The organism is Kosakonia sp. S57, assembly GCF_016516575.1.
Classification (GTDB): domain Bacteria; phylum Pseudomonadota; class Gammaproteobacteria; order Enterobacterales; family Enterobacteriaceae; genus Kosakonia; species Kosakonia cowanii.
The window spans coordinates 175,022-202,016 of record NZ_JACVUL010000001.1 but is presented as its reverse complement, the minus strand read 5'-3'; the positions used below and the strand labels follow the sequence as shown (position 1 = coordinate 202,016).

At 57.7% G+C, this 26,995-nt stretch carries 26 protein-coding genes; 15 read left to right on the top strand and 11 right to left on the bottom strand.

Annotation, left to right across the window (positions count from 1 at the left end):
- Positions 1-19: 19 nt before the first annotated feature.
- Entirely contained in the window at positions 20-766 is a 747-nt protein-coding gene (locus IAE48_RS01000) for a MipA/OmpV family protein (protein WP_200133154.1), read from the top strand.
- A 91-nt stretch (positions 767-857) separates the two neighbouring features.
- Positions 858-1,712 carry an aldo/keto reductase gene (locus IAE48_RS00995; RefSeq protein ID WP_200133153.1) on the top strand — a complete coding sequence of 285 codons (855 nt, stop codon included), beginning with the start codon at positions 858-860 and terminating at the stop codon, positions 1,710-1,712.
- A 44-nt stretch (positions 1,713-1,756) separates the two neighbouring features.
- On the opposite strand, the gene IAE48_RS00990 is transcribed toward IAE48_RS00995, so the two are convergent.
- Both IAE48_RS00990 and gapA read right to left on the bottom strand, forming a co-directional pair.
- Positions 1,757-2,641 (bottom strand): D-hexose-6-phosphate mutarotase, encoded by an 885-nt coding sequence (locus IAE48_RS00990; RefSeq protein ID WP_200133152.1) that lies wholly within the window; start codon positions 2,639-2,641, stop codon positions 1,757-1,759.
- Between the two features lie 74 nt (positions 2,642-2,715).
- Positions 2,716-3,711: a glyceraldehyde-3-phosphate dehydrogenase gene (gene gapA, locus IAE48_RS00985; RefSeq protein WP_042714614.1), complete on the bottom strand. Its 996-nt coding sequence runs from the start codon at positions 3,709-3,711 to the stop codon at positions 2,716-2,718.
- Between the two features lie 342 nt (positions 3,712-4,053).
- Between gapA and msrB the strand changes: the two genes are divergently transcribed.
- Together msrB and IAE48_RS00975 are read left to right on the top strand one after the other, a co-directional pair.
- A complete protein-coding gene (gene msrB, locus IAE48_RS00980; RefSeq protein ID WP_054802950.1) occupies positions 4,054-4,467 on the top strand; it encodes a peptide-methionine (R)-S-oxide reductase MsrB in 414 nt (137 codons plus the stop codon).
- 38 nt (positions 4,468-4,505) lie between these two features.
- Complete coding sequence (locus IAE48_RS00975; RefSeq protein ID WP_023481791.1) at positions 4,506-4,781, top strand: YeaC family protein; 276 nt, start codon at positions 4,506-4,508, stop codon at positions 4,779-4,781.
- Between the two features lie 214 nt (positions 4,782-4,995).
- Here the strand turns inward: IAE48_RS00975 and pncA are convergent, their stop codons facing one another.
- The 3 genes from pncA to sppA form a co-directional block, all read right to left on the bottom strand.
- A complete protein-coding gene (gene pncA / locus IAE48_RS00970) occupies positions 4,996-5,637 on the bottom strand; it encodes a bifunctional nicotinamidase/pyrazinamidase (protein WP_200133151.1) in 642 nt (213 codons plus the stop codon).
- Positions 5,638-5,647: 10 nt separating this feature from the next.
- On the bottom strand, positions 5,648-6,664 hold the full coding sequence (ansA, locus tag IAE48_RS00965; protein ID WP_023481446.1) for an asparaginase: 1,017 nt from the start codon (positions 6,662-6,664) through the stop codon (positions 5,648-5,650).
- Positions 6,665-6,726: 62 nt separating this feature from the next.
- Entirely contained in the window at positions 6,727-8,580 is a 1,854-nt protein-coding gene (gene sppA, locus IAE48_RS00960) for a signal peptide peptidase SppA (RefSeq protein WP_094420113.1), read from the bottom strand.
- A 162-nt stretch (positions 8,581-8,742) separates the two neighbouring features.
- Here sppA and IAE48_RS00955 point away from each other — a divergent pair, with 162 nt between their 5' ends.
- Positions 8,743-9,294, top strand: a complete 552-nt coding sequence (locus IAE48_RS00955) for an NAD(P)H nitroreductase (protein WP_200133150.1) — start codon at positions 8,743-8,745, stop codon at positions 9,292-9,294.
- 98 nt (positions 9,295-9,392) lie between these two features.
- Here the strand turns inward: IAE48_RS00955 and phoC are convergent, their stop codons facing one another.
- The gene (phoC, locus tag IAE48_RS00950; RefSeq protein ID WP_042712399.1) at positions 9,393-10,139 is read right to left on the bottom strand and encodes an acid phosphatase PhoC; all 747 of its coding nucleotides are present in this window, start codon (positions 10,137-10,139) and stop codon (positions 9,393-9,395) included.
- 263 nt (positions 10,140-10,402) lie between these two features.
- On the opposite strand from phoC, the gene selD reads away from it, so the two are divergent.
- Positions 10,403-11,446 (top strand): selenide, water dikinase SelD, encoded by a 1,044-nt coding sequence (gene selD, locus IAE48_RS00945; protein ID WP_200133149.1) that lies wholly within the window; start codon positions 10,403-10,405, stop codon positions 11,444-11,446.
- Positions 11,447-11,450: 4 nt separating this feature from the next.
- The gene (locus IAE48_RS00940; RefSeq protein WP_094420109.1) at positions 11,451-13,388 is read left to right on the top strand and encodes a DNA topoisomerase III; all 1,938 of its coding nucleotides are present in this window, start codon (positions 11,451-11,453) and stop codon (positions 13,386-13,388) included.
- Positions 13,389-13,703: 315 nt separating this feature from the next.
- On the opposite strand, the gene gdhA is transcribed toward IAE48_RS00940, so the two are convergent.
- Positions 13,704-15,047 carry an NADP-specific glutamate dehydrogenase gene (gene gdhA / locus IAE48_RS00935; protein WP_200133148.1) on the bottom strand — a complete coding sequence of 448 codons (1,344 nt, stop codon included), beginning with the start codon at positions 15,045-15,047 and terminating at the stop codon, positions 13,704-13,706.
- A gap of 236 nt (positions 15,048-15,283) precedes the next feature.
- On the opposite strand from gdhA, the gene IAE48_RS00930 reads away from it, so the two are divergent.
- On the top strand, positions 15,284-15,571 hold the full coding sequence (locus IAE48_RS00930) for a YnjH family protein (RefSeq protein ID WP_200133147.1): 288 nt from the start codon (positions 15,284-15,286) through the stop codon (positions 15,569-15,571).
- Here the strand turns inward: IAE48_RS00930 and IAE48_RS00925 are convergent.
- Positions 15,537-15,956: a pyrimidine (deoxy)nucleoside triphosphate diphosphatase gene (locus tag IAE48_RS00925; protein ID WP_200133146.1), complete on the bottom strand. Its 420-nt coding sequence runs from the start codon at positions 15,954-15,956 to the stop codon at positions 15,537-15,539. The two genes, IAE48_RS00930 and IAE48_RS00925, sit on opposite strands and share 35 nt — an antisense overlap.
- Positions 15,956-16,762, bottom strand: a complete 807-nt coding sequence (gene xthA, locus IAE48_RS00920) for an exodeoxyribonuclease III (RefSeq protein ID WP_042713114.1) — start codon at positions 16,760-16,762, stop codon at positions 15,956-15,958. Before xthA ends, IAE48_RS00925 begins: the two co-directional genes overlap by 1 nt.
- 433 nt (positions 16,763-17,195) lie before the next feature.
- Between xthA and IAE48_RS00915 the strand changes: the two genes are divergently transcribed.
- The 7 genes from IAE48_RS00915 to ves all read left to right on the top strand — a co-directional run bounded on the left by IAE48_RS00915 (position 17,196) and on the right by ves (position 24,893).
- A complete protein-coding gene (locus IAE48_RS00915) occupies positions 17,196-18,416 on the top strand; it encodes an aspartate aminotransferase family protein (RefSeq protein ID WP_200133145.1) in 1,221 nt (406 codons plus the stop codon).
- A complete protein-coding gene (gene astA, locus IAE48_RS00910) occupies positions 18,413-19,462 on the top strand; it encodes an arginine N-succinyltransferase (RefSeq protein WP_200133144.1) in 1,050 nt (349 codons plus the stop codon). Before IAE48_RS00915 ends, astA begins: the two co-directional genes overlap by 4 nt.
- Positions 19,459-20,937 carry a succinylglutamate-semialdehyde dehydrogenase gene (astD, locus tag IAE48_RS00905; protein WP_200133143.1) on the top strand — a complete coding sequence of 493 codons (1,479 nt, stop codon included), beginning with the start codon at positions 19,459-19,461 and terminating at the stop codon, positions 20,935-20,937. Before astA ends, astD begins: the two co-directional genes overlap by 4 nt.
- On the top strand, positions 20,934-22,259 hold the full coding sequence (gene astB, locus IAE48_RS00900) for an N-succinylarginine dihydrolase (protein ID WP_200133142.1): 1,326 nt from the start codon (positions 20,934-20,936) through the stop codon (positions 22,257-22,259). The genes astD and astB overlap by 4 nt, the downstream gene beginning before the upstream one ends.
- An 11-nt stretch (positions 22,260-22,270) precedes the next feature.
- Complete coding sequence (gene astE, locus IAE48_RS00895; RefSeq protein WP_200133141.1) at positions 22,271-23,236, top strand: succinylglutamate desuccinylase; 966 nt, start codon at positions 22,271-22,273, stop codon at positions 23,234-23,236.
- Positions 23,237-23,547: 311 nt separating this feature from the next.
- Positions 23,548-24,030 carry an ATP-independent periplasmic protein-refolding chaperone Spy gene (spy, locus tag IAE48_RS00890; protein WP_094420101.1) on the top strand — a complete coding sequence of 161 codons (483 nt, stop codon included), beginning with the start codon at positions 23,548-23,550 and terminating at the stop codon, positions 24,028-24,030.
- 308 nt (positions 24,031-24,338) lie between these two features.
- Positions 24,339-24,893 carry an environmental stress-induced protein Ves gene (ves, locus tag IAE48_RS00885; protein ID WP_023481716.1) on the top strand — a complete coding sequence of 185 codons (555 nt, stop codon included), beginning with the start codon at positions 24,339-24,341 and terminating at the stop codon, positions 24,891-24,893.
- Here the strand turns inward: ves and cho are convergent.
- A complete protein-coding gene (gene cho / locus IAE48_RS00880; RefSeq protein ID WP_076769745.1) occupies positions 24,890-25,753 on the bottom strand; it encodes an excinuclease Cho in 864 nt (287 codons plus the stop codon). The two genes, ves and cho, sit on opposite strands and share 4 nt — an antisense overlap.
- 165 nt (positions 25,754-25,918) lie before the next feature.
- Positions 25,919-26,749 (bottom strand): ammonia-dependent NAD(+) synthetase, encoded by an 831-nt coding sequence (gene nadE / locus IAE48_RS00875; protein WP_023481665.1) that lies wholly within the window; start codon positions 26,747-26,749, stop codon positions 25,919-25,921.
- Positions 26,750-26,995: the final 246 nt, after the last annotated feature.

Here is a 26,995-nt window from a genome sequence, read left to right as displayed (position 1 = left end):
GAACAGGAAAGAAAGGACTGTGACCAAATTCAAACTCCTGGCACTGGGCGTAGTGACGGCGATCTCTGCCTGCGCGGCCAATGCAGAAAGCAATTTTTCTCTCGGCGCGGGTGTGGGCGTGATGGAGTCTCCTTATAAGGAGTACGACACGCGCGTCACGCCGCTTCCGGTTGTAACTTATGAGAGCGATGACTTCTGGTTCCGCGGCATCGGCGGCGGCTACTACTTATGGAATGACGAAGCGGACAAACTGTCGGTGATGGCATTCTATTCACCCTGGCAGTTCAAGCCGAAAGATAGCGACAACATCCAGCTGCGCCAGCTGGATCGCCGCAAATCAACGGCAATGGCCGGTTTAAGCTATATCCATAACACGCAGTATGGTTTCCTGCGCACCACCCTTGCCGGTGACGTGCTGGATAACAGCAATGGTGTGGTGTGGGATCTGGCCTGGCTTTACAACTACACCAACGGCGGTCTGACCGTGACGCCGGGTATCGGCGTCGAGTGGAGCAGCGATAACCAGAACGAATACTACTACGGCGTATCACGTTCAGAATCGCGCCGCAGCGGGCTGTCGATCTACGATCCCGACAGCAGCTGGGATCCGTATCTTGAGCTGACCGTCAGCTACCGTTTCGCGGACAATTGGAGCGTTTACGGCACTGGCCGCTACTCGCACCTCTCTGATGAGATCAAAGACAGCCCGATGGTGGATAAATCCTGGTCTGGTCTGCTCTCAACGGGTGTGACCTACCGCTTCTGATTGTGCACGTCTACAGTGCATGTTGTGCATTCCAACAGGGCCTATGGCCCTGTTTTGTTTTATGGTGGTGCGTTCAACCCAGGAGGAGAAGATGGCAGAAAAAACGGTACGTCTCGGCGGCACGCTACTGCCCGCCATTGGGCAGGGCACGTGGTATATTGGTGAAAACGCCCGTTCCCGGCAGCAGGAGGTTGCTGCACTACGCGCGGGCATCGATCTTGGCCTGACGCTTATCGACACCGCAGAGATGTATGCCGATGGCGCGGCAGAAGAGGTGGTCGGCGAGGCATTGCAGGGTGGCCTGCGCGACAAGGTGTTTCTGGTCTCGAAAGTCTACCCATGGAACGCGGGCGGTGAGAAGGCGATTGCCGCCTGCGAAGCGAGCCTGCGACGGCTGAAAACCGACGCGCTCGATCTCTACCTGCTGCACTGGCGCGGGAACTATTCGCTGGCGGAAACCGTTGAGGTGATGGAGACGCTCATTCAGCAGGGGAAAATCCGCCGCTGGGGCGTCTCCAATCTCGATTACGGCGATATGCAGGAGCTGATGCAGGTGAGCGGCGGCGATGCCTGCGCCACCAACCAGGTGCTCTATCATCTTGCTTCGCGCGGTATTGAATACGATCTGCTGCCGTGGTGCCAGCAGCAGGCGATGCCGGTAATGGCCTACTGCCCGCTGGCCCAGGCCGGGCGGCTGCGCGACGGGCTGATGGAAAACCGCGTGGTGCAACAGATTGCCGAAGCGCATCGCGCCAGCGCGGCGCAAATCTTACTGGCGTGGGTGATCCATCATCAGGGCGTGATGGCGATTCCGAAAGCATCGAGCATTAAGCATGTGGAAGAGAATGCCGCAGCGCTCGCTATCGTGCTCAATGATGACGAAATGCGACAGCTCGACGCGGCGTTTCCGGCGCCGAAGGGGAAAACCCCGCTTGATGTGGTGTAAGGCAGGCAATTCCCTCTCCCGGCGGGAGAGGGGAAGCACGGCGATCAGCGTTTAACGACGCGGATGGTCTGCGCAAGGCGGGAGGGTTTCTCTTCGCTCGCTTTCTGCGCCACGGTCGCATTGACCGACTCGACGCAGACAAAGGTTTTATAGCCATCATCCGGCATGTCGGCCATGCTGACAGAGAGCGCCGGGCCCGGGTTCCAGGCAACGACGTTAGCGTTGTGGTGATGAGTCACTTCGATCGCGCGATTCAGCTTCGCGTCGTGGATCAGGCTGCAACCTTCGGCGTTGAGGTAGACGCGGTCAATGCGATCCGGGAAGGTCTGCACGCCGTCGGTCAGCACATCCTCTTTGGCGTCGTTCACTTTATCGATAAAGCGATCGCCGAGGCCGCTTACTTTGACATCTGCGATATCACCAACGTTAAAGTAGGTGTGCAGCGCAGAGGTGGTTTCAAACTCACCGTGCGCTTCCAGCTCCATTTCGCAGGTTGCCGCCAGCTTGAAGCGGGCGAAGAGGGTGAAGTCGTGCGGCCAGTGCTGGCGCGACGCGTCGCTGCTCTGCAGTTCGAAGGTCAGCACCACGCTGCTCTCATCTTCGTTATGCGCCTGCAGTGCCCACGGCAGGTTGCGGGCAAAACCGTGCGCTGGCAGACCCTGCTCTTTCGCCGGGCCGAACCACGGCCAGCAAATCGGCACGCCGCCGCGGATCGCCACACCCTCTTTAAACGGCGTATTGCCGCTCAGCCACAGTACCTCTTCTTCACCCTGTGGTTTCCAGCACAGCAGATGCGCGCCCTGGTAAGCAAACGCGGCTTTCACCTGCGGATGGTCGACAACCAGCACGTCGAGTTCATCCAGCGTGCGGCGCGAGAGCGTCGGCGTGATTTGTTCGACTACCGGAAGTGCAAAAATTTTAGTAATCATTAACGCAATCCTCTGTCTTCAAAACAAAAAAAGAGCGACCGAAGTCGCCCTTTCAGAAAGCTTACCATCTCAACTTATTTGGAGATGTGAGCGATCAGATCCAGAACTTTGTTAGAGTAGCCGGTTTCGTTGTCGTACCAGGAGACCAGTTTCACGAAGTTGTCGTTCAGTGCGATACCAGCTTTAGCATCGAACACGGAAGTGCAGATTTCGCCGTTGAAATCGGTAGAAACAACGTCGTCTTCGGTGTAACCCAGAACGCCTTTCATTTCGCCTTCAGAAGCGGCTTTGATGGCTTTCTTGATCTCTTCGTAGGACGCTGCTTTTTCCAGACGAACGGTCAGGTCAACAACGGATACGTTCGGAGTCGGAACGCGGAACGCCATACCGGTCAGTTTGCCGTTCAGTTCCGGCAGAACTTTACCTACTGCTTTAGCAGCGCCGGTAGAGGACGGGATGATGTTCTGAGCTGCGCCGCGGCCGCCGCGCCAGTCTTTGTGAGACGGGCCATCAACGGTTTTCTGAGTTGCGGTGGTCGCGTGAACGGTAGTCATCAGACCTTCGATGATGCCGAAGTTGTCGTTGATAACTTTCGCCAGCGGAGCCAGGCAGTTAGTGGTGCAGGAAGCGTTGGAAACGATGTCCTGGCCTGCATATTTCTCGAAGTTAGCGCCACGCACGAACATCGGAGTGTTGTCTTTGGACGGACCGGTCAAAACAACTTTTTTCGCGCCGGCAGTGATGTGCTTACGAGCAGTTTCGTCGGTCAGGAAGATACCGGTAGCTTCAGCAACAACGTCAACGCCGATTTCGTTCCACTTCAGGTTAGCCGGGTCTTTCTCAGCAGTAACACGGATGGTTTTGCCGTTAACAACCAGGTGGCCGTCTTTCACTTCAACGGTGCCGTTGAAACGACCGTGAGTGGAGTCGTACTTCAGCATGTACGCCATGTAATCCGCATCTAACAGATCGTTGATACCAACGATTTCGATGTCAGAACGCTCTTGAGCAGCACGGAAAACAATGCGACCGATACGGCCAAAACCGTTGATACCTACTTTGATAGTCATATATTCCACCAGCTATTTGTTAGTGAATAAAAGGTTGGCTGTAAAATTACAAAAACCTTACGCAGCGTCAAGCGGAATCGTGTCAATCATTGCGACAAATCAATCATCCGCATGTCCGTGGTCAGACTGATTAATCTCACTTTCCCTTTGAGCATCTTCCCCATATGGGGTGCCGCCCAAGATTTTAAAGGTCACTAAAGATAAAAGTGTGAGACTCATCACAATTCCCTGGCTGCTTTATCGCAACTGCTAAGTTTAGAACAAAAGTCGAGCCCTGAGTGTTAATGTTTTGTTAGAATCAGGGTGATAAGTTGTCGAATCATGACCGCGAGATGTAAACAAATGGCGAACAATTCCTCCCAGGACGATCTGAAAAACGATCTGACCGAAATGCAGTTCTACGTAACGCAAAATCACGGCACCGAGCCGCCCTTTAGCGGACGCCTGCTGCACAACAAGCGCGATGGCGTCTACCACTGCCTGGTGTGCGATGCCGCGCTCTTCAGCGCCGAGACCAAGTATGATTCTGGCTGCGGCTGGCCGAGTTTTTATGAGCCGGTGAGCGAAGAGGCAATTCGTTATATCAATGATTACTCCCACGGCATGCAGCGCGTTGAAATTCGCTGCGGCAAGTGCGATGCGCATTTGGGGCACGTTTTCCCGGACGGCCCGCAGCCAACCGGCGAGCGTTATTGCGTCAACTCTGCGTCGCTGAGCTTTACCGATGAAGAGAATGGCGACCAGACCCGCGGTTGAAAAATCGATTCAGCTATTATTCCAGAGAGCAGAGTAAGATGAATATTGATGAGATCGTGAGCAATATGACGCCGGAGATTTACCAGCGTCTGGCGACGGCAGTTGAGCTGGGAAAATGGCCCGACGGCGTGGCGCTGACGCCGGAGCAGAAAGAGAACAGTTTGCAACTGGTGATGTTGTGGCAGGCGCGCAATAACGTGCAGGCGCAACATATGACCATCGATACCAACGGGCAGATGGTGATGAAGAGCAAACAGCAGTTGAAAGAGGAGTTTGGCATCACCCCCAAACCGATCGCCACCTTCAAATCCTGACGATCTGCCGGATGGCGGCGTAAACGCCTTATCCGGCCTACGGGGTGGCACACTTTTGCAGGACTGATAAGCGCAGCGCCATCAGGCAGGTTTTGGGACCCGGCGCGGATTGCCGGATGGCGGCATAAACGCCTTATCCGGCCTACGGGGGCATGCTTTTGTAGGCCTGATAAGGCGCAGCCGCCATCAGGCAGTGCACGGGAATCAGCAACACTTACCCGTGCGTTTCCAGCCAGTCCGCCAGCGTATAGAGCGTTGCGCCGCCGCTTGCCATTGCCATAAACGCCTGCGTGCTGTCGTCGGCATGCAGGTTTACACCGCGACAACCATCGGTAATCACACTCACTTCATACCCAAGCTGTAGCGCATCCTGCACCGTAAACTTCACGCAATAATCGGTGGCTAAGCCCATCACCACCAGCTCGCGAACGCCATGCGCCTGCAACCAGTCGTGAAGCGCCGTCTGCTGACGGTGGCCGTTATCGAAAAAGGCGCTATAACTGTCGATACGCGGGTTTTCCCCTTTGTGGAACACCGCATCGATGGCCTGCCGATCGAGCAGCGGATGCAGCGCCGCGCCCTCGCTCCCTTGCACACAGTGATCGGGCCAGAAGGTCTGCGCCAACCCCTCCAGCTCGCCAGTAACAAACGGCTCAACGCCGTGCTGGCTGGCGAAACTGCCGTGCCTGGCCGGATGCCAGTCCATGCTGGTAAGCACCGGTTCGCCGCGACTTTTAAACCACGGGATCAGCGTGTTTGCCACATCCACAGTGCTGTCGCCGCCCTCAACGGCCAGCGCGCCACCAGCACAAAAATCGTTTTGTAGATCGACCAGCAGCAGAGCGCGTGCTTTCATCGTTAACTCCTTACTCGTCCGGCGTCAGTTCACCGCGCAGGTTTTGCGTCATCGCGGTGCGGATCGCATTTGCGTCCAGATCCTGACTTAACAGATAGTGCAGTTTAGTCAGCGTCGCCTCGACCGTCATATCCGCGCCGCCAATCACGCCCGCATGGGCGAGGGCGTTACCGGTAGCGTAACCACCCATATTGACCTTGCCGGACATGCACTGGGTCAGGTTCACAACCACGATGCCGCGCTCGCTCGCTTCCTGCAATGCCTTAAGGAACTCGCGGTTTTGCGGCGCATTGCCCACGCCATATGAACGCAGGATCAGCGCTTTTACCGGCTGCAGCAGGAAGTTACGCACCACATCGGCAGAAATACCCGGGTAGATAGTCACTACGCCAATCGGTTGCGGAGTGATCGGATGAACGATCAGTTCGCCCACGGTGCTCGGCGCAGGCGGCGTGCCGAGACGGCGAATATGGATACCCGCTTCCAGCAGCGGCGAGAGGTTCGGCGAAGCAAAAGCGTCAAAACCGTCAGCGTGGGCTTTAGTGGTGCGGTTGCCGCGATAGAGACGGTTGTTGAAAAAGAGGGTCACTTCGTTAATCGGGAAGTTCGCCGCCACATAGAGCGCGTTAAGCAGGTTGATCTGCCCGTCGGAGCGCAGCTCCGCTAACGGGATTTGTGACCCTGTCACTATCACCGGCTTGCCGAGGTTTTCCAGCATAAACGACAGCGCGGAGGCGGTGTAGGCCATGGTGTCGGTGCCGTGCAGGATCACGAAACCGTCATACTCGTCGTAGTGCGCTTTCACATCATCCGCAATATGCTGCCAGTCTTCCGGCGTCATATCGGAGGAGTCCATCAGCGGGGCATATTCATGGATGGTGAAGTCGGGCATCTCCGGACGATGGAACTCTGGCATCAACGCCAGTTGGCGCTGCAGATGACCGGAAACCGGCACATAGCCATGCTCTGAACGCTGCATGCCGATGGTGCCGCCCGTGTAGGCTACGTAAATGGATTTTTTTTGCATGGTAAGTAGGTTCTGACTGAATCAAAAAAATCCCCTCCGGCGGAGGGGATGCGTAAGGAAAATTAGCGAACGGTGGCGCAGTTCAGGCACAGCGCATAACGGTTCTGCGGATCGTTAAACACCGCCAGTTTATCCGTTTCGGCTTTCACTTCCTGCGCTGCGCTGGCCAGCGGAGCCGGCAGATAAGCCTGCAACGCCTGAGGCAGCATCGCGCGCACCGAGCCGGTCATGCTGTCCACCACGCGATCCAGTAAGCCTGGCTCCTCTTCGTAGTAATCAACATGCCACTGTTTCAGCTTCGCCAGCTCTGCGGCTTTGGCAATCGCGTCATCGAAGTCGCCCAGCGCATCGACCAGACCGTTATTTTTCGCATCCTGACCGGTCCAGACATGGCCCTGTGCGATTTTATCCACCTGCTCCGGCGTGCTGTTGCGCGACTTCGCCACCAGCGTGATAAAGCGCTTATAGCCATTCTCGATGCTCAACTGCATCATCTGCTGAACTTCATCAGGCAGCGCTTTGGTCATGCTCACATCCGCCAGCGGCGAAGTGGCAACGCCATCCGTATGCACCCCGATGCTGTCGAGGCTGTTCTCCAGCGTATTGATCACGCCAAAGATGCCGATGGAGCCGGTCAGTGTGCTTGGGTTGGCAACAATGTAGTTGGCTGGTGTTGAGATCCAGTACCCGCCAGACGCTGCCATGCCGCCCATCGAAACGACAACCGGTTTGCCTGCCGCACGGGCAGCGGCCAGTTCAGCGCGGATCACCTCGGAGGCGCTAACGCTGCCACCCGGGCTGTTGACACGCAGGACGATCGCTTTGACCTTGTCATCCAGACGCGCATCGCGGATCTGCGCCGCGGTGGTATCACCGCCCACGTTCCCCGGGGTCTCTTCACCATCCATGATGGCGCCGTTAGCGAAGATCACCGCCACGGTACCGCCCACGTCGGCCGGCGTTTTGGTTTGATAGTCATAGAAGCTGATGGCGCGGAAGTTTTTATCTTCTTTGCTCCAGCCAAACTGTTTCACCATCGCTTTTTCTGCGTCAGCGGCAGAGCCCAGCTCATCAACCAGCTTGTTATCAAGCGCATATTTCGCCGTATCGCCGTCCACTTTACGCAGGCCGTCGAGCATCGCTTGCGCGCCAGGGAAGACCTGCTGGGCGGTGATCTGGCGGTTAGCCGCCACGGTGTTGAGGTAGTTTTGCCACAGCTCGCCGATCCAGCGGCTGTCTGCTTCGCGCGCGGCAGGGGACATATCGTCGCGAATGAACGGCTCAACGGCGGATTTGTAAGTGCCGACGCGGAAGACGTGGGTCGTCACTTTCAGTTTGTCGAGCAGCGCTTTGTAGTAAAGGCCGTTGGTAGCGAAACCATGCAGATCGACCACGCCCTGCGGCGAGAGCCAGATCTTATTGGCAAAGCTTGCAAGGTAGTACTGACCCTGGCTGTAGTTATCGCCCACCGCATAGACCGGTTTGCCGCTGTCGCGGAATTCGCGCAGCGCTTTACCGATGTACTGCATCGAGGGCTGATCGGCACCGGCGAAATTCTTCAGATCGAGCACAATGCCGGTAATGTTGCGATCCTGCTGTGCCTGACGAATAGTTTCGACGATATCGAAGAGTGAGTTCTCCTGCAGACGATCGGAACTGGCGCCGAACAGCTGGCGACCCAGTGCGCCGAGGCGACCGCTGGCGGAGGTTTTATCGACCACCACGCCGGAGATATCCAGCAGCAGCGCACCGCGCCCGCTGTGCTCCGCTTTGCTGTCACTCATCTGCACCCATACGCCGACTGCGACCAGTATCAGCAGGATGAAGACAATGTTCATCACCAGGTTGCGGGTAAAGTTCAGCAGTCGCCAGCACCACTTAAAAAATCCGGCAATAATGCGCCAAAGGGTTTGCATGTATTCTCCCTGCGAGTTAACGGCCACCGCTGCCCGAGCGGCAAAGTGTGGTTATCCTAATTATCCCGCTGCCTCTTGTCAGCAGGAATCGCCTCCGGCGCTGTAACAATTTCTACGCCCATGTTAATTTTATGAACAAATTTCACAACAAGAGGTTAACTAATGGACGCACTTGAACTTCTCGTCAACCGACGCAGTGCTTCTCGCCTGGCAGAGCCGGCTCCGGCAGGCGAACAGCTGGATAACATTCTGCGTGCCGGGATGCGGGCGCCAGACCACGGCACACTGCAACCGTGGCACTTCTTTGTGATTGAGGGGGAAGGGCGCGAGCGCTTCAGCCAGACAATGGAGCAGGCGGCGCGTGCCGCGGGCCAGGATGAAAAAGGCATTGAGAAAGCGCGCACCTCGCCGTTTCGTGCGCCGATGATTATCACCGTAGTGGCAAAGTGCCAGCAGCACCACAAAGTGCCGCAGTGGGAGCAGTTGCTCTCTGCCGGGTGTGCGGTGATGGCGATGCAGATGGCGGCTCTGTCGCAGGGCTTTAACGGCATCTGGCGTACCGGCCCGCTGACCAACAGCCCCGAGGTTCGCCAGGCGTTTAACTGTGGTGAGTTGGATCAAGTTGTCGGCTTCCTCTACCTCGGTACCCCGCAGCTGAAAGCCTCTACCACGGTGACCGTGCCGGATCATACGCCGTTCGTTACCCACTTCTGAGTGCCACTTTTGCCGGATGGCGATAAACGCTAATCCGGCCTGGGCCACCACGCTGGTTTGCAGGCCGGATTAAACGCTGCCCTCATCCGGCAGCAGGATTACTTATGACTTGCAGCAAACTCCGCTTTGGCTTTTTGCAGCTGCTGCTGGAACGCCGGATTGGTGTGCAGGGTGGCGACAACCGCCGAGCCGACAACGCGCGCGGCGTCCACGTCGCTCTGCCAGTGGTAACCACAAATCACCCGGCTTTGGCCCAGGTCGAAGCCGCGCTTGAGGATCTCATTCTGTCGCTGCGGGTTCACTTCCGCCAGCACCAGCGCCGTAGCCCAGCCAATCGCCGTATGGCCTGACGGGTAGGATCCATTCTTCGACAGCTCATCCTGATCTTTGGTATTGCAGGTTGGCACGTTGTAGAAGGCGAAAGGACGAATGCGCATGTACTTCTGTTTAGCGCCGCGCGTTGCCAGATCGCCCGCATCTTCAATCATATTGGTCAGCAGCTTGTGCAGCTGCGGCGCATCTTTTTCGGTGATCGGTGAACCGAACGCGCCGGAGAAGGCGTTGGCCACGCCGCCGCTGCTCAGGTTGGCGTCTTCAGCGGCAAGCTTGCCGCGCTCGGTATTGCGCAGTAAACGACCCTGCTCATACATCGCCTGATCGTTGAGAAAAGCGATGCTGCCCACTTCCGGCGGTGGCGGCAGCAGCGCCAGGCTATCAATCGCCTGGTCGTTTTTCAGGTAGTAGAGATCCGGTTTGGTGGTGGCATCATTTCCCGTTGGTACAAGAGCAAAGGCGTTGGCAGAAAGTAAACCCGCAAGGCAAAGGGTGATAAGGCTTTTTTTCATTAGAGATTCCTTAGATTTTTGACTGCAACAGCCATAGGTGGCTGTTGTCATATTTCTGTCATAATCTGCGCAAAATAACATTGCGGTGAATCGCAAAACCGCTCCTGCACCGTTCTGCTGCGGTGTGAACGCTTAAAAGATAACCAGCGATTATCACTCTTTCGCTCGCTTAATGAGCAACGGGGCGCGAAATCGGATTGTCACACTTACTACCTTACGGTTTGGGCGCTACCATAGCGCGATTGCAATGACAGGAGATGTCCATGAGCGAGCAAGCTATTCGTTTAACGCAATACAGCCACGGAGCCGGTTGCGGATGTAAAATTTCCCCCAAAGTGCTGGATACCATTCTGCACAGCGAGCAGGCGAAGTTCATCGATCCAAGCCTTCTGGTTGGTAACGAGACGCGTGACGACGCCGCGGTTTACGACCTTGGCAATGGCACCTGCGTTATCAGCACCACTGACTTTTTTATGCCGATTGTCGATAACCCCTTCGACTTTGGCCGCATCGCTGCAACAAACGCCATCAGCGACGTCTTCGCGATGGGCGGCAAACCGATCATGGCGATCGCTATCCTCGGCTGGCCACTTGATAAGTTGCCGCCGGAGGTTGCCCGTGAAGTGATCGAAGGCGGGCGTTTTGCCTGCCAGCAGGCGGGGATTGCGCTGGCCGGTGGCCACTCAATCGATGCCCCGGAACCGATTTTTGGCCTCGCCGTCACCGGCGTGGTGCCGACCGAGCGCGTGAAGAAGAACAGCACCGCGCAGGCGGGCTGTAAACTCTTCCTCACCAAACCGCTGGGTATTGGCGTGTTGACCACCGCGGAGAAGAAATCCCTGCTTAAGCCGGAGCATGTCGGGCTGGCGACGGAGGTGATGTGCCGGATGAACCTCGCCGGTGCGGCCTTTGCCGATATTGAGGGTGTGAAAGCGATGACCGACGTCACCGGCTTTGGTCTGCTGGGCCACCTGAGCGAGATGTGCCAGGGCGCGGGCGTGCAGGCGCAACTTACCTACGCCGACGTGCCGAAGCTGCCTGGCGTGGAGGAGTACATTGCTCAGGGCGCGGTGCCGGGCGGTACGCAGCGTAACTTTGCCAGCTACGGCCATCTGATGGGCGAAATGCCGGACGCGGTGCGCAATCTGCTGTGCGATCCGCAAACCTCCGGCGGTCTGCTGCTGGCGGTGACGCCGGAGGCCGAAGCGCAGGTGAAAGCCACGGCGGCGGAGTATGGTATTGAACTGAGCGCCATTGGCGAGCTGGTCACCGCCCGCGGCGGTCGCCCGATGATTGAGATCCGATAAGTCGATGCGGTTATTTATTGCCGAAAAGCCCAGTCTGGCGCGCGCCATTGCCGATGTGTTGCCCAAGCCGCATCGCAAAGGCGATGGCTACATTGAGTGCGGTAATGGCCAGGTGGTGACCTGGTGTATTGGTCACCTGCTGGAGCAGGCGCAGCCGGATGTCTATGACAGCCGCTATGCGCGCTGGAACCTGGCGGATTTGCCCATTGTGCCGGAGAAGTGGCAGCTGCAGCCGCGCCCGTCGGTGCTCAAGCAGATCAATGTTATTAAGCGTCTGCTTGCCGACGCCGACGAAGTGGTGCATGCCGGTGACCCGGATCGCGAAGGGCAACTGCTGGTGGATGAAGTGATTGACTACCTGCAACTGCCCGCGGAAAAGCGCCAGCATGTGCAGCGCTGCCTGATTAACGATCTCAACCCGCAGGCGGTGGAGAGAGCGATTGGGCGGCTGCGCGCCAACAGCGAGTTTATTCCGCTCTGCGTCTCGGCGCTGGCCCGCGCCCGCGCAGACTGGCTTTACGGCATTAATATGACCCGCGCCTATACGCTTTTAGGCCGCAACGCCGGCTATCAGGGGGTGCTCTCCGTTGGGCGTGTCCAGACCCCGGTGCTGGGGCTAGTGGTGCGGCGCGATGAAGAGATTGAGAACTTCGTCTCGAAAGATTTTTTTGAAGTGAAAGCGCACATTGTGACGCCCGCCGGGGAGCGGTTTACCGCCCTCTGGCAGCCGAGCGATGCCTGTGAGCCTTACCAGGATGAAGAGGGGCGCCTGCTCCATCGCGCGCTCGCGGAGCATGTGGTTAACCGCATTAGCGGTCAACCGGCGATGGTCACCGCCTATAACGATAAACGGGAATCAGAACTGGCACCGTTGCCGTTCTCCCTCTCCTCACTGCAGATTGAGGCGGCGAAGCGTTTTGGCCTGAGCGCGCAGAATGTGCTCGATATCTGCCAGAAGCTGTATGAAACCCACAAATTAATTACCTATCCGCGCTCCGACAGCCGCTATCTGCCGGAGGAGCATTTCGCCGGTCGCCATGCGGTGCTGAACGCGATTGGCGTGCATGCCGCCGATCTGCTGCCGCAACCGGTGGTTAACCCCGATACGCGCAACCGCTGCTGGGATGATAAAAAGGTGGATGCTCACCACGCCATCATTCCGACCGCGCGCAGCTCGAAGGTGAGCCTTAGCGATAACGAAGCCAAAGTCTACAACCTGATTGCGCGGCAATATCTGATGCAGTTCTGCCCGGATGCGGTGTTCCGCAAGTGCCAGATCGATCTCGATATCGCTAACGGCAAGTTTATCGCCAAAGCGCGTTTCCTGGCGGAAGCGGGCTGGCGTACGCTGCTCGGTGCGAAAGAGCGCGATGAAGATGATGACGGCACGCCGCTGCCGGTGGTAGCAAAGGGCGATGAATTGTTGTGTGAGAAGGGCGAAGTGGTGGCGCGCCAGACGCAGCCGCCGCGCCACTTCACCGATGCGACGCTGCTCTCTGCGATGACCGGTATTGCGCGCTTTGTGCAGGATAAAGATCTGAAAAAGATCCTGCGCGCCACCGATGGATTAGGCACCGAAGCGACGCGCGCGGGCATTATCGAACTGCTGTTTAAGCGCGGCTTTCTGGTGAAGAAAGGGCGCTATATTCACTCTTCCGATGCAGGACGGGCATTGATCCACTCGCTGCCGGAGATGGCGGCGCGACCCGATATGACCGCGCACTGGGAGTCGGTGCTGACGCAGATCAGCGAAAAAGAGTGTCGCTACCAGGACTTTATGCAGCCGCTGGTCGGCACGCTGCATGAGTTGATCCACCAGGCGCGCAGCACCCCGGTACGGCAGTTCCGCGGCCTGGTGGCACCCGGCGGCGATAAGAAAAAATCCTTCGCCAAAGGAAAGAGTAAGAAACGCCCGCCCGCGGCGGAAGCGCCTGCCTCGTAATTCCGTCAGCAATGCCCGATGGCGCTGCGCTTATCGGGCCTACAAAAGCGTGCCACCTCGTAGGCCGGATAAGGCGTTTATGCCGCCATCCGGCATTCTGCACCGTATCTGATACCCTGCCTGATGGCGCTGCGCTTATCAGGCCTACAATAGCGTGCTAACCCGTCGGACGGATAAGGCGTTTATGCCGCCATCCGGCACTCCGCACCGGTTCTGCAAATTGCCCGATGGCGCTGCGCTTATCGGGCCTACAACAGCGTGCTAACCCGTAGGCCGGATAAGGCGTTTACGCCGCCATCCGGCAATGCGCGGCGGTTAAATCACGCCCTGGGCGATCATCGCGTCGGCGACTTTAACAAAGCCCGCGATATTCGCACCGCGCACGTAATGCGTCTGCTTCTCTTCGCCGCCGTACTCCACGCAGGCCTGGTGAATATCCAGCATGATGTGCTGCAAACGGGCATCCACCTCGTCGGCTTTCCAGCTGATGCGTCCTGCATTCTGCGCCATCTCCAGACCCGATGTCGCGACACCGCCGGCATTCGCCGCTTTGCCCGGGGCAAACAGCACGCCCGCGTCGAGGAACAGATCCGTCGCTTCGATGGTGGTCGGCATATTTGCCCCTTCGGCTACCGCTTTGACGCCGTTGGCGATAAGCGTCTGCGCGGCCTCAACGTCCAGCTCATTCTGCGTGGCGCAGGGCAGCGCGATATCGACCGGCACTGACCACGGTTGTTTCCCTTCCAGATAGGTCAGGCCAAACTCCCGCGCATAATCGGCGACCCGGCCGTCGCGGCTCGCCTTGATCTCGCACAGGCGCGCCAGTTTTTCCGCCGTGAAGCCCGCTTCGTCAACCACCGTTCCCGCAGAGTCAGAGGCGGTAATCACGCGCGCGCCGAGCGACATCGCTTTCTCAATCGCGTACTGGGCAACGTTACCGGAGCCGGAAACCGCCACGCGCATCCCTTCAAAGCCAAGGCCGTGGCGCTCCAGCATCGCCTGGGTGAAGTAGACCAGGCCGTAGCCGGTCGCTTCCGGGCGGATCAGGCTGCCGCCAAACGAGAGGCCTTTTCCGGTAAAGACGCAGGCGGTGTTGTTGGAGAGCTTTTTCATCATCCCGGCCATAAAGCCCACTTCACGCCCGCCTACGCCGATATCGCCGGCAGGCACATCGGTGTCTGCGCCAAGGTGGCGATAAAGCTCGGTGATCAGCGCCTGGCAGAAGCGCATCACTTCACCGTCGCTTTTGCCTTTAGGATTGAAATCGCTGCCGCCTTTACCCCCGCCCATCGGGAGCGTGGTGAGGGCATTTTTAAAGGTCTGTTCGAAGCCGAGGAACTTGAGGATCGATAAGTTTACCGAGGGGTGAAAACGCATGCCGCCTTTATAGGGGCCGATGGCGGAGCTGAACTGTACGCGCCACGCGCGGTTAACCTGCACCTGATTACGATCGTCTACCCAGGCGACGCGGAACTGAATCACGCGCTCCGGCTCAACCAGACGTTCAAGCAGCGAAAGCTGACGGTAGCGCGGGTTGGCCTCAAGAAAGGGCCAGAGGGTGCTCATCACTTCGCGAACGGCCTGGGAGAACTCCGGCTGGTGCGGATCGCGTTGATGAACAGTGTCGAGGAATGTTGCAAGAGAGGGGGTCTGATCCATAGATATAAGCGTCTCTTATTATGTTGATGAGTGTTGTTGTGTTTGCAATGCGCAAAAAACGGGCGCTTTTCGACTATAACATCGGCGACAGGCCACGCCGCAAGGGAAAATCTCGCTCATCAGATAAATTAAGAACCTGTTTACGGTCATAATGAAAAACGATGAAGCGGGAAACTAAAGTCCCGGAAAATAGATCCGTTATAGTAATAAGTGCAGTCAATCAAAAAGGAGAGGCTATGAGCCGATTTACAGGCGTTGCCGCCGCGTTATTGCTGATCGCATCGGGCAGCGCGCTGGCGGATCGCTACCCGTCACCGGGTGTGGAAGTGAATGTGCCGGCTGAAGTATTCAGCAGCGGCGGGCAGACGCAAACGACACAGCCCTGCATGCAGTGCTGCGTCTACGGCAATCAAAATTACAGCGAAGGGGCTGTGATCAAAATGGAAGGGGTGCTGCTGCAGTGCCAGCGCGATGAACGCACGATTTCCACTAACCCGCTGGTGTGGCGTCGCGTAAAACCCTGAACGCCTCCAGTAGGGGGATATCCGCCGGAGCCAGCGCATAGGTGAGCGCGTCGGCGGGTGTCACCCACGCAAGCTGGCTGTGATAATGGCGCGTTGGCTCGCCTGCAAAGGTGCGCACGTGCCAGGCGTGAAGCGTAATCAGCCGCCCGGAGACTTCCCGCTGATGGCTGGCAACAAAGCGCGCCGGAACCGCCTCGATACCCAACTCTTCACGCAATTCGCGCACCAGCGCCTGCGGCTGTGTTTCGCCCGCTTCCACCTTGCCGCCCGCGAACTCCCATAAACCGGGTTGATCCGCGTGCGGCGGGCGTTGCGCGAGCAGAATATGGCCGTCGCGCTCAATGATGGCGGCGACCACGTCGATACTCTTTGGTTTCTGCGTCATCAGAGTTTAAACGTTGCCCAGACCGGCGCATGGTCAGAGGGTTTTTCCATGCCGCGGATATCGTAATCGATGCCGGTCTCAATGCAGCGCTCCGCCAGCGGCTGGCTCGCCATCAGCAGATCGATACGCAGCCCGCGGTTATCATCAAAGCCTCTTGAGCGGTAATCAAACCATGAGAAGCGATCCGTGGTGTCCGGGTTGGCTTCGCGGTAGGTATCCACCAGCCCCCAGTTTTTCAGGCGTTCCATCCACTCACGCTCTTCCGGCAGGAAAGAACATTTACCGGTACGCAGCCAGCGCTTGCGGTTCTCCTCCCCGATGCCGATATCGAGATCCGTCGGGCTGATATTCATATCGCCCATGATCAGCACCGGGTTCTCGCGCTTCAGTTCGTTATCGAGGAAGTGTTGCAGATCCTGGTAGAACTTCTCTTTTGCCGGAAACTTGGTCGGATGGTCGCGGCTTTCGCCCTGCGGGAAATAGCCGTTAATTACCGTGATATTGCCAAGCGGGGAGGGGATCTCCGCCATGATGATGCGACGCTGTGCCTCTTCGCCATCTTCCGGGAAGCCGCGACGCACCAGAACCGGTGTCTCTTTGGTCAGCAACGCCACGCCGTAGTGACCCTTCTGGCCGTGATAAAAGACGTTGTAACCGAGACGCGCCACCTCTTCGAGGGGGAACATATCGTCATGGACTTTCGTCTCCTGCAAACCAATCACATCGGGCTGGTGTTGTTCGACGATTGCCTGAAGCTGGTGGGGTCTGGCGCGCAGGCCGTTGATATTGAACGAGACAAATTTCATAGTCGCAGCCACTTAATGGGGTGAAAGATGCAGGAATGTTATCAGAGTTTACTTTCAATCACTGCCACTTATTCCGAAGCTCATCGCGTCTGCGCAAAAATCAGGCCAGCTGCCTCTTTTCAGGGCGCGCTGCGCCAAAATGGGGCGCGTTGGCAGAATTAATTTCGCGGACGATCACAGTTCCAGAATTAAATTTCATAAATGCATAAACTATCGCTAAATCCCGCCCTGGTTCGCCGCAATATCTAAAATTATTCACTTTTTATGCATGATAAGTGAATAGCGATCGGTTGTAAGTTATTGAAATAACGTTGTTGCACACCGTTTATGCATTTTTCCCTCTAGCTGGCACGAAGCGTGCAATCTACATTAAGGGCGAAAACGTCATTTTTATTAACATTTATTCAACCATTTATTTACCGGTGAGGTCGCTATGTCTCTGTCTGTTACGCGTGAAAATTTCGATCAATGGATGCTGCCAGTCTACGCGCCTGCGCCCTTTATCCCGGTTCGCGGCGAAGGCTCACGTCTGTGGGATCAGCAGGGCACGGAGTATATCGACTTCGCCGGTGGCATTGCGGTTAACGCGCTGGGCCATGCTAACCCGGTGCTGTGCAAAGCATTAAGCGAGCAGGCGGCGAAGTTCTGGCATACCGGTAATGGCTACACCAACGAGCCGGCGCTGCGGCTGGCAAAACGGCTGATTGATGCCACCTTTGCCGACCGCGTCTTCTTTTGTAACTCCGGGGCGGAAGCCAACGAAGCGGCGCTGAAACTGGCGCGTAAATATGCTCATGACACCTTTGGCGCGCAGAAGAGCGGCATTGTCGCCTTCAAAAATGCCTTCCACGGGCGCACGCTCTTTACCGTCAGCGCCGGTGGTCAGCCCGCCTATTCACAGGATTTCGCGCCGCTGCCGCCGCAGATCCAGCATGCCACCTTTAACGATCTCGCCTCTGCCAGCGCCCTGATTAACGACGACACCTGCGCGGTGATTGTTGAGCCGATGCAGGGCGAGGGCGGCGTAGTGCCTGCCGATCCGGCCTTTTTACAGGGGCTGCGCGAGATCTGCTCCCGCCACAATGCGCTGCTGATTTTTGATGAAGTGCAGACCGGCGTCGGTCGTACCGGCGAGCTCTATGCCTATATGCACTATGGCGTGACGCCGGATGTATTAACCACCGCGAAAGCGCTCGGCGGCGGCTTCCCGATTGGCGCGATGCTCACCACCGAAACCTTCGGCAAGGTGATGAATGTTGGCACCCACGGCACCACCTATGGCGGTAACCCGCTGGCGGGCGCGGTGGCAGGCGCGCTGCTTGATACCGTCAACACCCCACAAATGCTCAACGGCGTCAAACAGCGCCACGAGTGGTTTACGGAACAGCTTAACGCCATCAACGCCCGCCATCTGCTGTTCAGCGACATTCGCGGCCTTGGGCTGTTGATTGGCTGCCAGCTGGTGCCCGCCTTTAGCGGTAAAGCTAAGCAGATCTCCCAACTGGCGGCGGCGGAAGGGGTAATGGTGCTGATTGCCGGTGGCAACGTACTGCGTTTCGCCCCGGCGCTGAACATCAGCGAAGAGGAGGTGCGCATCGGCCTTGAGCGCTTTGCCCGCGCCTGTGAAAAATTCCTCTCGGAGAGCACAACATGATGGTGATTCGTCCGGTCGCGGCAAGCGATCTCGCAGCCCTGATGAAACTCGCTGGCAAAACCGGCGGCGGTTTAACTTCACTGCCCGCCGATGAGGCAACCCTGGCGGCGCGTATTGAGCGCGCCCGCCAGACCTGGCAAGGCACGCTGCCGAAGGGCGAGCAGGGCTATGTCTTTGTGCTGGAAGATACCCAGAGCGGCGAAGTGGGCGGCATCTGCGCCATTGAGGTCGCCGTCGGGCTTAACGACCCGTGGTACAACTACCGCGTCGGCACTCAGGTGCACGCCTCGAAAGAGCTGAATGTCTACAACGCGCTGCCGACGCTGTTTCTCAGTAACGATCACACCGGTAGCAGCGAACTCTGCACCCTGTTTCTCGACCCCGCCTGGCGCAAAGCGGGCAACGGCTACCTGCTGTCGAAATCGCGCTTTATGTTTATGGCGGCGTTTCGCGATCGCTTTAATGAGAAAGTGGTTGCCGAGATGCGCGGGGTGATTGATGAGCATGGTTACTCCCCCTTCTGGGAGAGCGTTGGTAAGCGCTTCTTCTCGATGGAGTTCAGCCGCGCGGATTATCTCTGCGGCACCGGGCAGAAAGCGTTTATCGCTGAGCTGATGCCGAAACACCCGATCTATACCCACTTCCTTTCGGAAGAGGCGCAGTCGGTGATTGGTCATGTCCATCCACAAACCGCGCCTGCGCGCGCGGTGCTGGAGAAAGAGGGGTTCCGCTACCGCAACTATGTCGACATCTTTGATGGCGGGCCGACGCTGGAGTGCGACATCGACCGCGTGCGGGCGATCCGCAAAAGTCGCCTGGTGGCGATTGGTGAAGGGCAGCGCGCGCCGGGCGAGTGGCCAGCCTGCATGGTCTCGAATGAGCGCTATGACGATTTTCGCGCGATGCTGATCAATGTTGACCCGCAGACGGAACGGCTGCTGCTGTCGGCGGGCGAGCTGGATGCGCTGAAGTGTCAGCCCGGCGATAGCGTCCGGCTGGTGCGACTATGTGCGGAAGAGAAGAGTGGTGAGGAGAGAGCGCAATGAGTTTATGGATCAACGGTGAGTGGATAAAGGGTCAGGGCGCGCGGCGGGAGAAAACCAACCCGGTGAATCATGAGGTGCTGTGGCAGGGCTTTGACGCGGATAGCGCCCAGGTCGAGGCGGCTTACCAGGCCGCGCGCGCGGCTTTCCCCGCCTGGGCGCGCCAGCCCTTTAGCGCCCGCCAGGCGATCGTGGAGAAATTTGCCGCGCTGCTGGAGAGTAATAAAGAAGAGCTGACAACCATCATCGCCCGCGAAACCGGCAAACCGCGCTGGGAAGCCGCCACCGAAATCACCGCGATGATCAACAAAGCGGCAATCTCGGTAAAGGCATATCACACGCGCACCGGCGAACAGCAGACGGAGATGGCCGACGGCGCGGCAACCCTGCGTCATCGCCCGCACGGCGTGCTGGCGGTGTTTGGCCCCTATAACTTCCCCGGCCACCTGCCAAACGGGCATATCATCCCGGCGCTGCTGGCGGGCAATACGCTGCTGTTTAAACCGAGCGAGCTGACGCCGTGGATCGGCGAGGCGGTGGTGAAACTGTGGCAGCAGGCGGGCTTACCGGCTGGCGTGCTCAATTTATTGCAGGGCGGGCGCGAAACTGGCCAGGCGCTGAGCGCGCTGGCAGGGCTGGATGGGCTGCTGTTTACCGGCAGTGCCAATACCGGCTATCAACTGCATCGGCAGTTGGCAGGCCAGCCGGAGAAGATCCTCGCGCTGGAGATGGGCGGCAATAACCCGCTGATTGTTGAAGATCCTGATGATATTGATGCGGCGGTGCATCTGGCGATCCAGTCCGCCTTTGTGACCGCCGGGCAGCGCTGCACCTGCGCGCGGCGGCTGCTGGTGAAACGCTCGGCAGCGGGCGATGCCTTCCTGAAAAGGCTGGTGGAGGTCGCCAGCAAGCTGATACCGGCTGCCTGGGACGCCGAGCCGCAGCCCTTTTTCGGCGGGCTGATCTCACCCCAGGCGGCGGAGCAGGTCTATCACGCCTGGCAGGAGCATGAAGCGCGCGGCGGTAAAACGTTACTGGCTCCGCGTCTGCTGGCGGCGGGCACCTCTCTGCTGACGCCGGGCATTATTGAGATGACCGCGGTGGGCAACGTGCCCGATGAAGAGGTGTTTGGCCCGCTGCTCTGCGTCTGGCGTTATGACGACTTTGACGATGCGATTACGCTTGCGAACAACACGCGCTATGGCCTCGCCTGCGGCCTGATTTCGCCGCAGCGGGAGAAGTTCGATCGCCTGCTGCTGGAGGCGCGCGCCGGGATCGTTAACTGGAACAAACCGTTAACCGGTGCGGCGAGCACGGCGCCGTTCGGCGGTGTTGGCGCGTCCGGTAACCATCGCGCCAGCGCCTGGTATGCGGCGGATTACTGCGCCTGGCCAATGGCGAGCCTTGAGACGGCGGATCTCTCTCTGCCGCAGAGCCTCAGCCCGGGGCTTGGCCATTTGCGTGAGGAGCAGCCATGAGCGCGCGTGAAGTGAACTTTGATGGCCTCGTCGGGCTGACGCACCACTACGCGGGTTTATCCTTCGGTAATGAAGCCTCGACTAAACACCGTTTTCGGCGATCCAACCCAAAGCTGGCGGCGAAGCAGGGGCTTTTAAAGATGAAAGCGCTGGCGGACGCCGGCTTTCCACAGGCGGTCATTCCGCCTCACGAGCGCCCGAACGTCGCTGCGTTACGCCAGTTAGGTTTTCGCGGTAGCGATGAACAGGTCGTTGAAAAAGCGGCAACCCAGGCACCGGAACTGCTCTCTGCCGCCAGCTCCGCTTCAGCGATGTGGGTGGCGAATGCCGCCACCGTCTGCCCGTCGGCAGACGCCGAGGATGGCAAAGTCCACCTGACGGTGGCGAACCTGAACAATAAGTTCCACCGCTCAATCGAAGCGCCGACTACCGAAGCGCTGCTGCGGGCGATTTTCCGCGATCCGCACACCTTCAGCGTGCACGGCGCGCTGCCGCAGGTGGCACGTTTTGGCGATGAAGGCGCTGCCAACCATAACCGCTTCGGCGGCGAGTATGGCGATGCGGGGGTGCAGCTCTTTGTGTATGGCCGCGAAGAGGGCAATGAACTGGCTCCCGGGCGTTATCCGGCGCGCCAGACGCTGGAGGCGAGCCAGGCCGTTGCCCGCCTCAACCAGGTGCGTGCGCATCAGGTGGTCTATGCTCAGCAAAACCCGGCGGTTATCGATCAGGGCGTGTTCCATAATGATGTGATTGCGGTCTCCAATCGCCAGTTGCTGTTCTGCCACGAGCAGGCGTTTGCCGGGCAGCCTCAACTGCTGGCAGAGCTTGCGGCAAAAGTGCCAGGCTTTATGGCGATCGAAGTGCCACAACAGGCGGTATCGGTCACAGACGCGGTGGCAACTTACCTGTTTAATAGTCAATTATTGAGCCATGATGATGGAGGCATGACGCTGGTGTTGCCGCAGGAGTCGCAGGAGCATGCGGGCGTCTGGCGTTACCTCAACGACCTGCTGGCGCAGGATAACCCGATTAGCGCTCTTAAGGTCTTCGATCTGCGCGAAAGTATGGCGAACGGTGGCGGGCCAGCCTGCCTGCGTTTGCGGGTGGTGTTGAGCGAGGCGGAGCAGCGGGCGGTCAACCCGGCGGTGATGATGAACGATACGCTGTTTGCTGCGCTCAATGCGTGGGTAGACAAATACTATCGCGACCGTCTCACGCAGGCCGATTTAGCCGATCCGCAGCTGCTGCGCGAAGGGCGTGAAGCGCTGGATCGCCTCACTCAACTGTTGGATCTCGGGTCGGTTTATCTTTTTCAGCGTTAAGCGGAGGCGGTATGGAGAACTTTCTGGCAGCAACCATTGCGGGCGATATTCCACGCAAGATGTCCGGTGAAGCGGGCGGTATTCACTGGTTGTGGCATGAGCAGGGGATCCTTGAGCTGGTGCCGCCGCAGCCGGTAGGGCGTTCGCTGGTGATCTCCTGCGCCATTCACGGCAATGAGACGGCGCCGGTGGAGCTTGTCGATCAACTGCTGCACAACCTCTTCTCCGGTGAGCAGCCGCTGACCTGGCGATTGCTGATTATTCTTGGCAATCCGCAGGCGCTGGCGCAGGGCAAGCGCTATATCAAAAGCGATCTCAACCGCATGTTCGGCGGGCGCTGGCAGCAACTTCCGCCGAGTGATGAAACCATCCGCGCGGCGCAGCTTGAGCGGGCGGTGACGCACTTTTTCTCTGAAGGGGACGAGACGCGCTGGCATCTCGACCTGCATACCGCCATTCGCGGCTCGCACCATGTGCGTTTTGGTGTCCTGCCGCAGCGCGCCACGCCGTGGGATGAAGCTTTCCTGACGTGGCTCGGCGCGGCCGGGCTTGAAGCACTGGTGTTCCATCATGCACCTGGCGGAACCTTTACCCACTTCAGCTGTGAAAGCTTCGACGCGCTTGCGTGCACGCTGGAGCTGGGCAAAGCGCTGCCCTTTGGTGCCAACGATCTGAGCCAGTTTCAGCGCACCGCCTGGGCGCTGGCGGCGCTGCTTGCCGGTGAACCCGCGCCTGATACTGAGCTTGCTCCCCTGCGTTACCGGGTAGTGCAGCAACTGACCCGGCGCAGCGAGGCGTTTACCCTCTATATGGACAATGAGACGCTGAACTTTACCCCGTTCAGTGAAGGCACGCTGCTGGCGGAGGATCGCGGCGAGCGCTATGTGGTGACGCACCCGCAGGAGTATGTGCTGTTTCCCAACCCCAATGTCGAGATTGGATTACGCGCCGGATTAATGCTGGAAAAAATAGCCTAGCGTTAAGCCCTGCCACCGCAGGGCTTATTTTTGCTCTCTGAATTTATTACGGAATTATCTTGTTGAGTGCTGAAAAAAATAGCATACTCAGTTTTTACTTATCTCCACAAAAAACTTATATTTCAGTGCCTTGTTTATTTTTATTTCCACTCTTCATCGTTTATCCTTATTTCCTTCATATTTGATTAAATCCTCACTTTTATACTTTCACTGTTTTACCATCGCTCTGATTAATTGACGCTTGAAGCGCTAAAATGATTAGCGTCAACACGGCAACCGCCGTATATAAAACTGAAGTAAGGAAGAATATTATGCGTAAATTGACTGCCCTGTTTGTTGCCTCTACCCTGGCGTTTGGTGCTGCAAGCCTTGCGCACGCTGATGATGCTCCGGCTGCACCGGCCGATGCCAAACCGATGATGCATCATCACAAAGGAAAAGGGCCGCATGAGATGATGTTCCAGGGCCTGAACCTGACCGATGCGCAGAAAACGCAAATCCGCGACATTATGAAGAGCCAGCGTGAAGAGATGAAACGTCCGCCAGTGGAAGAACTGCGCGCGATGCATGAGATTGTTGCCAGCGACAGCTTCGACAAAGCCAAAGCCGAAGCGCAAATCAATAAGATGGATGAGCAGCGCAAAGCCGACATGCTCAAACATATGGAAACGCAGAACAAGATCTACAACATTCTGACGCCGGATCAGAAAAAACAGTTCAATGCCAATTTTGAGAAGCGTCTGACAGAACGTCCAGCCGCAGGCGATAAAATGCCTCCTGCACCGGCTGAATAATTTAGTCAACCCCTCTTAAGACCGCCGGTTTTGCCCATCGCCAGTAGCACATGATGGGCAGAACCGGCGGTTTTTTCTCGCCTGCCTCTTGCCAGCCGCTACCGGCGCGGTATCCTCGTTGTTCCTGTGTGCCCGAAGTTGCTACTTATCTGAAGTTTATACTTTTTTACATCTCTGGTTACGTCGTAGCCTAAGGCATCGCTGCCTGGCTGCCGATAACCTGTTTATAGCAATGTGAACAAGAACAAGAATGCACGCTGTTTCAGAAGCAGCGGCGCAGCGTATCGCTGTGCTATTCAGGAGTGATGATGGAATTCTTTGATATTCGCAAAATGCCGGTCAATCTCTGGCGAAATGGCGCAGGCGAAACGCGCGAGATTTGCTGCTTTCCGCCCGCTACCCGCGAATTTAACTGGCGCGCCAGCATTGCCTCGCTGGCCGGAAACGGCGAGTTTACGCCGTTTCCCGGCGTCGATCGCGTGATCACACTGATTGAGGGCGGGGAAGTGACGCTCAACGGCGGCAGCGTGCGCCATACGTTGAAACGCCACCAGCCCTTCACCTTCGCCGGGGATCAGCCGGTCAAGGCCGAGCTTTGCGAAGGCCGCATGTCGATGGATTTTAATATTATGACCCGCCGCGATCGCTGCCAGGCGAACGTGCGCATCGCCGATCGCACCTTTACCACCTTCGGCTCGCGCGGCGGGGTGGTGTTTGTGCTGAGCGGCGCATGGCAGCTGGGCGATAAACTGCTCACCGCCGATCAGGGCGCCTGCTGGCAAGAGGGGAGGCAGACCCTGCGGCTGCTCCGCGCCGAAGGGCAGCTACTCTTTAGCGAAATCACGTGGCTGGCCGGGCACTAAGCCAGCTCAACGATCTCGTGTTCGCCCGACAGCAACGGTTTACACAGAATTTTATAGCCATCGTGATCGAAACCAGCGGGGGTGCGCAGTAAAGCTGCCGCCTCGCCTGGCGTATTGACCGAACCCAGCCAGAGCCAGTTATGGATGATGTGGTACTGCGTCATCTCACCGAAGCTCTCTTTTAAGCCAATCGGGCCCTGCCACGGCCAGCACACCAGCTGCATACGCGCCATCGCGGCGAGAAAACGGCTGTTGTGCTCTTCAACGCTCTCTTTCCCGCAGCAGGCACCGGCGCAGCGCTTTAACGCCGAGCGAAAACAGGGGCGGCCACGGCTGAGTGGTTCAAGACCGAGCAGGCCGTAACAGAGCTTCTCTTCATCAGCGATAGATTGCAGCGCCTGCAGCGCCGTGCGCCGGTTGGCAAACAGGCCAAAAAGATGCGGCGATGAGGAGAAGTCCACTTCGCGGGCGTAGACCACCTGCGGTTTACCTTCCTCCACGCGCAGGGAACAGAGCTGGCGGTTACGGCGCAGGCGTTTATTAAACAGCGGCTGTTGCTCTTTAATAAGCCTGGCTTCCAGCAGCAGCGCGCCAATCTCACCGGCGGTGCAGATCCAGCTGACGCGCCTTGACTGGCGCAGCATGGAGGCTTCATCCGGGGTGCGGAAATGGGACATCACCCGGCTGCGAATATTGACGCTTTTGCCGATATAGAGCGGCATTGCCTCGCTGTCACCGTGAAAAATATAGACGCCAGGGTGCTTAGGCATCGCCTCAAGCCATTGACGCAGATGTTCGGGGTATTCATAGATTGCCGCCGCCTCAAATGAAAGACGCGGGGCCGATTGACGCCTTGCCACACGGAACTCCTGATACTGGTTACTTGTACAGTGTAGCAGGGTGCTTCAGGTTAAAAAAGAAACATTTGGAAAGATCAGGTAAGTGTGGGGCGGGAAGAAGGGCGCTGACACCGCTTCGCTTAGCAGGCCTACAGCGTATCTGTAGGCCTGAGCGGTCGTTACGGTTTACTGTTTTTTCCAGAAATCGTCGAAAATGGTGATTGGCGGACGGCGCTTGTGCTCGGTCTTCACATACCAGCCCTCAATAATGCGGGCGGTTGCTTCATCCAGCGTTTTGCCTTCCAGATAATCGTCAATATTCTCGTAGGTGACGCCGAGCGCGGCTTCATCCGGCAGAGAAGGGCGGTCATCTTCCAGATCGGCAGTCGGTGCTTTTTTGTAGAGATGCTCCGGGCAGCCAAGGTGCGCCAGCAGCTGTTTGCCCTGACGCTTATTGAGGCGGAACAGCGGGTTAATATCGGTACCGCCATCGCCATACTTGGTGTAGAAGCCGGTGACCGCTTCGGCGGCGTGGTCGGTTCCGACAACAATCCCTTTGCACATCCCGGCGATGCTGTATTGCGCTTTCATACGCTCGCGCGCTTTCTCATTCCCGCGCACAAAGTCGCTCAGCTCAATACCGGTATCGCGCAGCGCCTGCTCGCTTGCCAGCACCGAGGCTTTGATATTGACGGTCAACACGCGGTCAGGTTTGATAAACGCAATCGCGTCCTGGCAATCCTGCTCATCCGCCTGCGCGCCGTAGGGCAGACGCACGGCGATAAACTGCAACTCGCTGTCGCCGCTCTCTTCACGCAGCTCCGAGATGGCTAACTGGGAGATTTTCCCCGCCAGCGTCGAGTCCTGGCCACCGCTGATGCCGAGCACCAGTGATTTGATAAAGGGATAGGTTTTCAGATACGTTTTCAGAAAATCCACGCTGCGGCGAACTTCTTCTTCGGCATTGATGGTTGGCTTGACGCCCAGTGCCTGAATAATCTCTTGTTGCAGAGCCATTAACCCCTCCGTTGTTGAATCCTGCTGTGCAGGTTGCAAATTGTTATTCATTAAAGCTAACCCCTTCGTGGGAAAACGACAAGGTTCACAGTTTTACGTGCCGTAATTTGCGCCGATTCAGGTCGTTTACGCACTTTTATTAGATTTTTCTGAAAGATATATCATTTTCTGTCCTGAGTTGAAAATTCCAATATTATATTCCAGGCTTAGTTAACACGCTGATACAGAAGCGGATACTAAAGAGGA

Bases quoted from the DNA above. Each gene is read 5' to 3' on its own strand.
- xthA (WP_042713114.1), bottom strand. From the start codon at position 16,762: ATGAAATTTGTCTCGTTCAATATCAACGGCCTGCGCGCCAGACCCCAC.
- phoC (WP_042712399.1), bottom strand. From the start codon at position 10,139: ATGAAAAAAAGCCTTATCACCCTTTGCCTTGCGGGTTTACTTTCTGCC.
- IAE48_RS00975 (WP_023481791.1), top strand. From the start codon at position 4,506: ATGAATATTGATGAGATCGTGAGCAATATGACGCCGGAGATTTACCAG.
- astE (WP_200133141.1), top strand. From the start codon at position 22,271: ATGGAGAACTTTCTGGCAGCAACCATTGCGGGCGATATTCCACGCAAG.
- ves (WP_023481716.1), top strand. From the start codon at position 24,339: ATGGAATTCTTTGATATTCGCAAAATGCCGGTCAATCTCTGGCGAAAT.
- selD (WP_200133149.1), top strand. From the start codon at position 10,403: ATGAGCGAGCAAGCTATTCGTTTAACGCAATACAGCCACGGAGCCGGT.
- msrB (WP_054802950.1), top strand. From the start codon at position 4,054: ATGGCGAACAATTCCTCCCAGGACGATCTGAAAAACGATCTGACCGAA.
- ansA (WP_023481446.1), bottom strand. From the start codon at position 6,664: ATGCAAAAAAAATCCATTTACGTAGCCTACACGGGCGGCACCATCGGC.
- spy (WP_094420101.1), top strand. From the start codon at position 23,548: ATGCGTAAATTGACTGCCCTGTTTGTTGCCTCTACCCTGGCGTTTGGT.
- gapA (WP_042714614.1), bottom strand. From the start codon at position 3,711: ATGACTATCAAAGTAGGTATCAACGGTTTTGGCCGTATCGGTCGCATT.
- pncA (WP_200133151.1), bottom strand. From the start codon at position 5,637: ATGAAAGCACGCGCTCTGCTGCTGGTCGATCTACAAAACGATTTTTGT.
- nadE (WP_023481665.1), bottom strand. From the start codon at position 26,749: ATGGCTCTGCAACAAGAGATTATTCAGGCACTGGGCGTCAAGCCAACC.
- IAE48_RS00990 (WP_200133152.1), bottom strand. From the start codon at position 2,641: ATGATTACTAAAATTTTTGCACTTCCGGTAGTCGAACAAATCACGCCG.
- astA (WP_200133144.1), top strand. From the start codon at position 18,413: ATGATGGTGATTCGTCCGGTCGCGGCAAGCGATCTCGCAGCCCTGATG.
- IAE48_RS00995 (WP_200133153.1), top strand. From the start codon at position 858: ATGGCAGAAAAAACGGTACGTCTCGGCGGCACGCTACTGCCCGCCATT.
- IAE48_RS00930 (WP_200133147.1), top strand. From the start codon at position 15,284: ATGAGCCGATTTACAGGCGTTGCCGCCGCGTTATTGCTGATCGCATCG.
- IAE48_RS00940 (WP_094420109.1), top strand. From the start codon at position 11,451: ATGCGGTTATTTATTGCCGAAAAGCCCAGTCTGGCGCGCGCCATTGCC.
- IAE48_RS00925 (WP_200133146.1), bottom strand. From the start codon at position 15,956: ATGACGCAGAAACCAAAGAGTATCGACGTGGTCGCCGCCATCATTGAG.
- astB (WP_200133142.1), top strand. From the start codon at position 20,934: ATGAGCGCGCGTGAAGTGAACTTTGATGGCCTCGTCGGGCTGACGCAC.
- IAE48_RS00915 (WP_200133145.1), top strand. From the start codon at position 17,196: ATGTCTCTGTCTGTTACGCGTGAAAATTTCGATCAATGGATGCTGCCA.
- sppA (WP_094420113.1), bottom strand. From the start codon at position 8,580: ATGCAAACCCTTTGGCGCATTATTGCCGGATTTTTTAAGTGGTGCTGG.
- IAE48_RS00955 (WP_200133150.1), top strand. From the start codon at position 8,743: ATGGACGCACTTGAACTTCTCGTCAACCGACGCAGTGCTTCTCGCCTG.
- gdhA (WP_200133148.1), bottom strand. From the start codon at position 15,047: ATGGATCAGACCCCCTCTCTTGCAACATTCCTCGACACTGTTCATCAA.
- astD (WP_200133143.1), top strand. From the start codon at position 19,459: ATGAGTTTATGGATCAACGGTGAGTGGATAAAGGGTCAGGGCGCGCGG.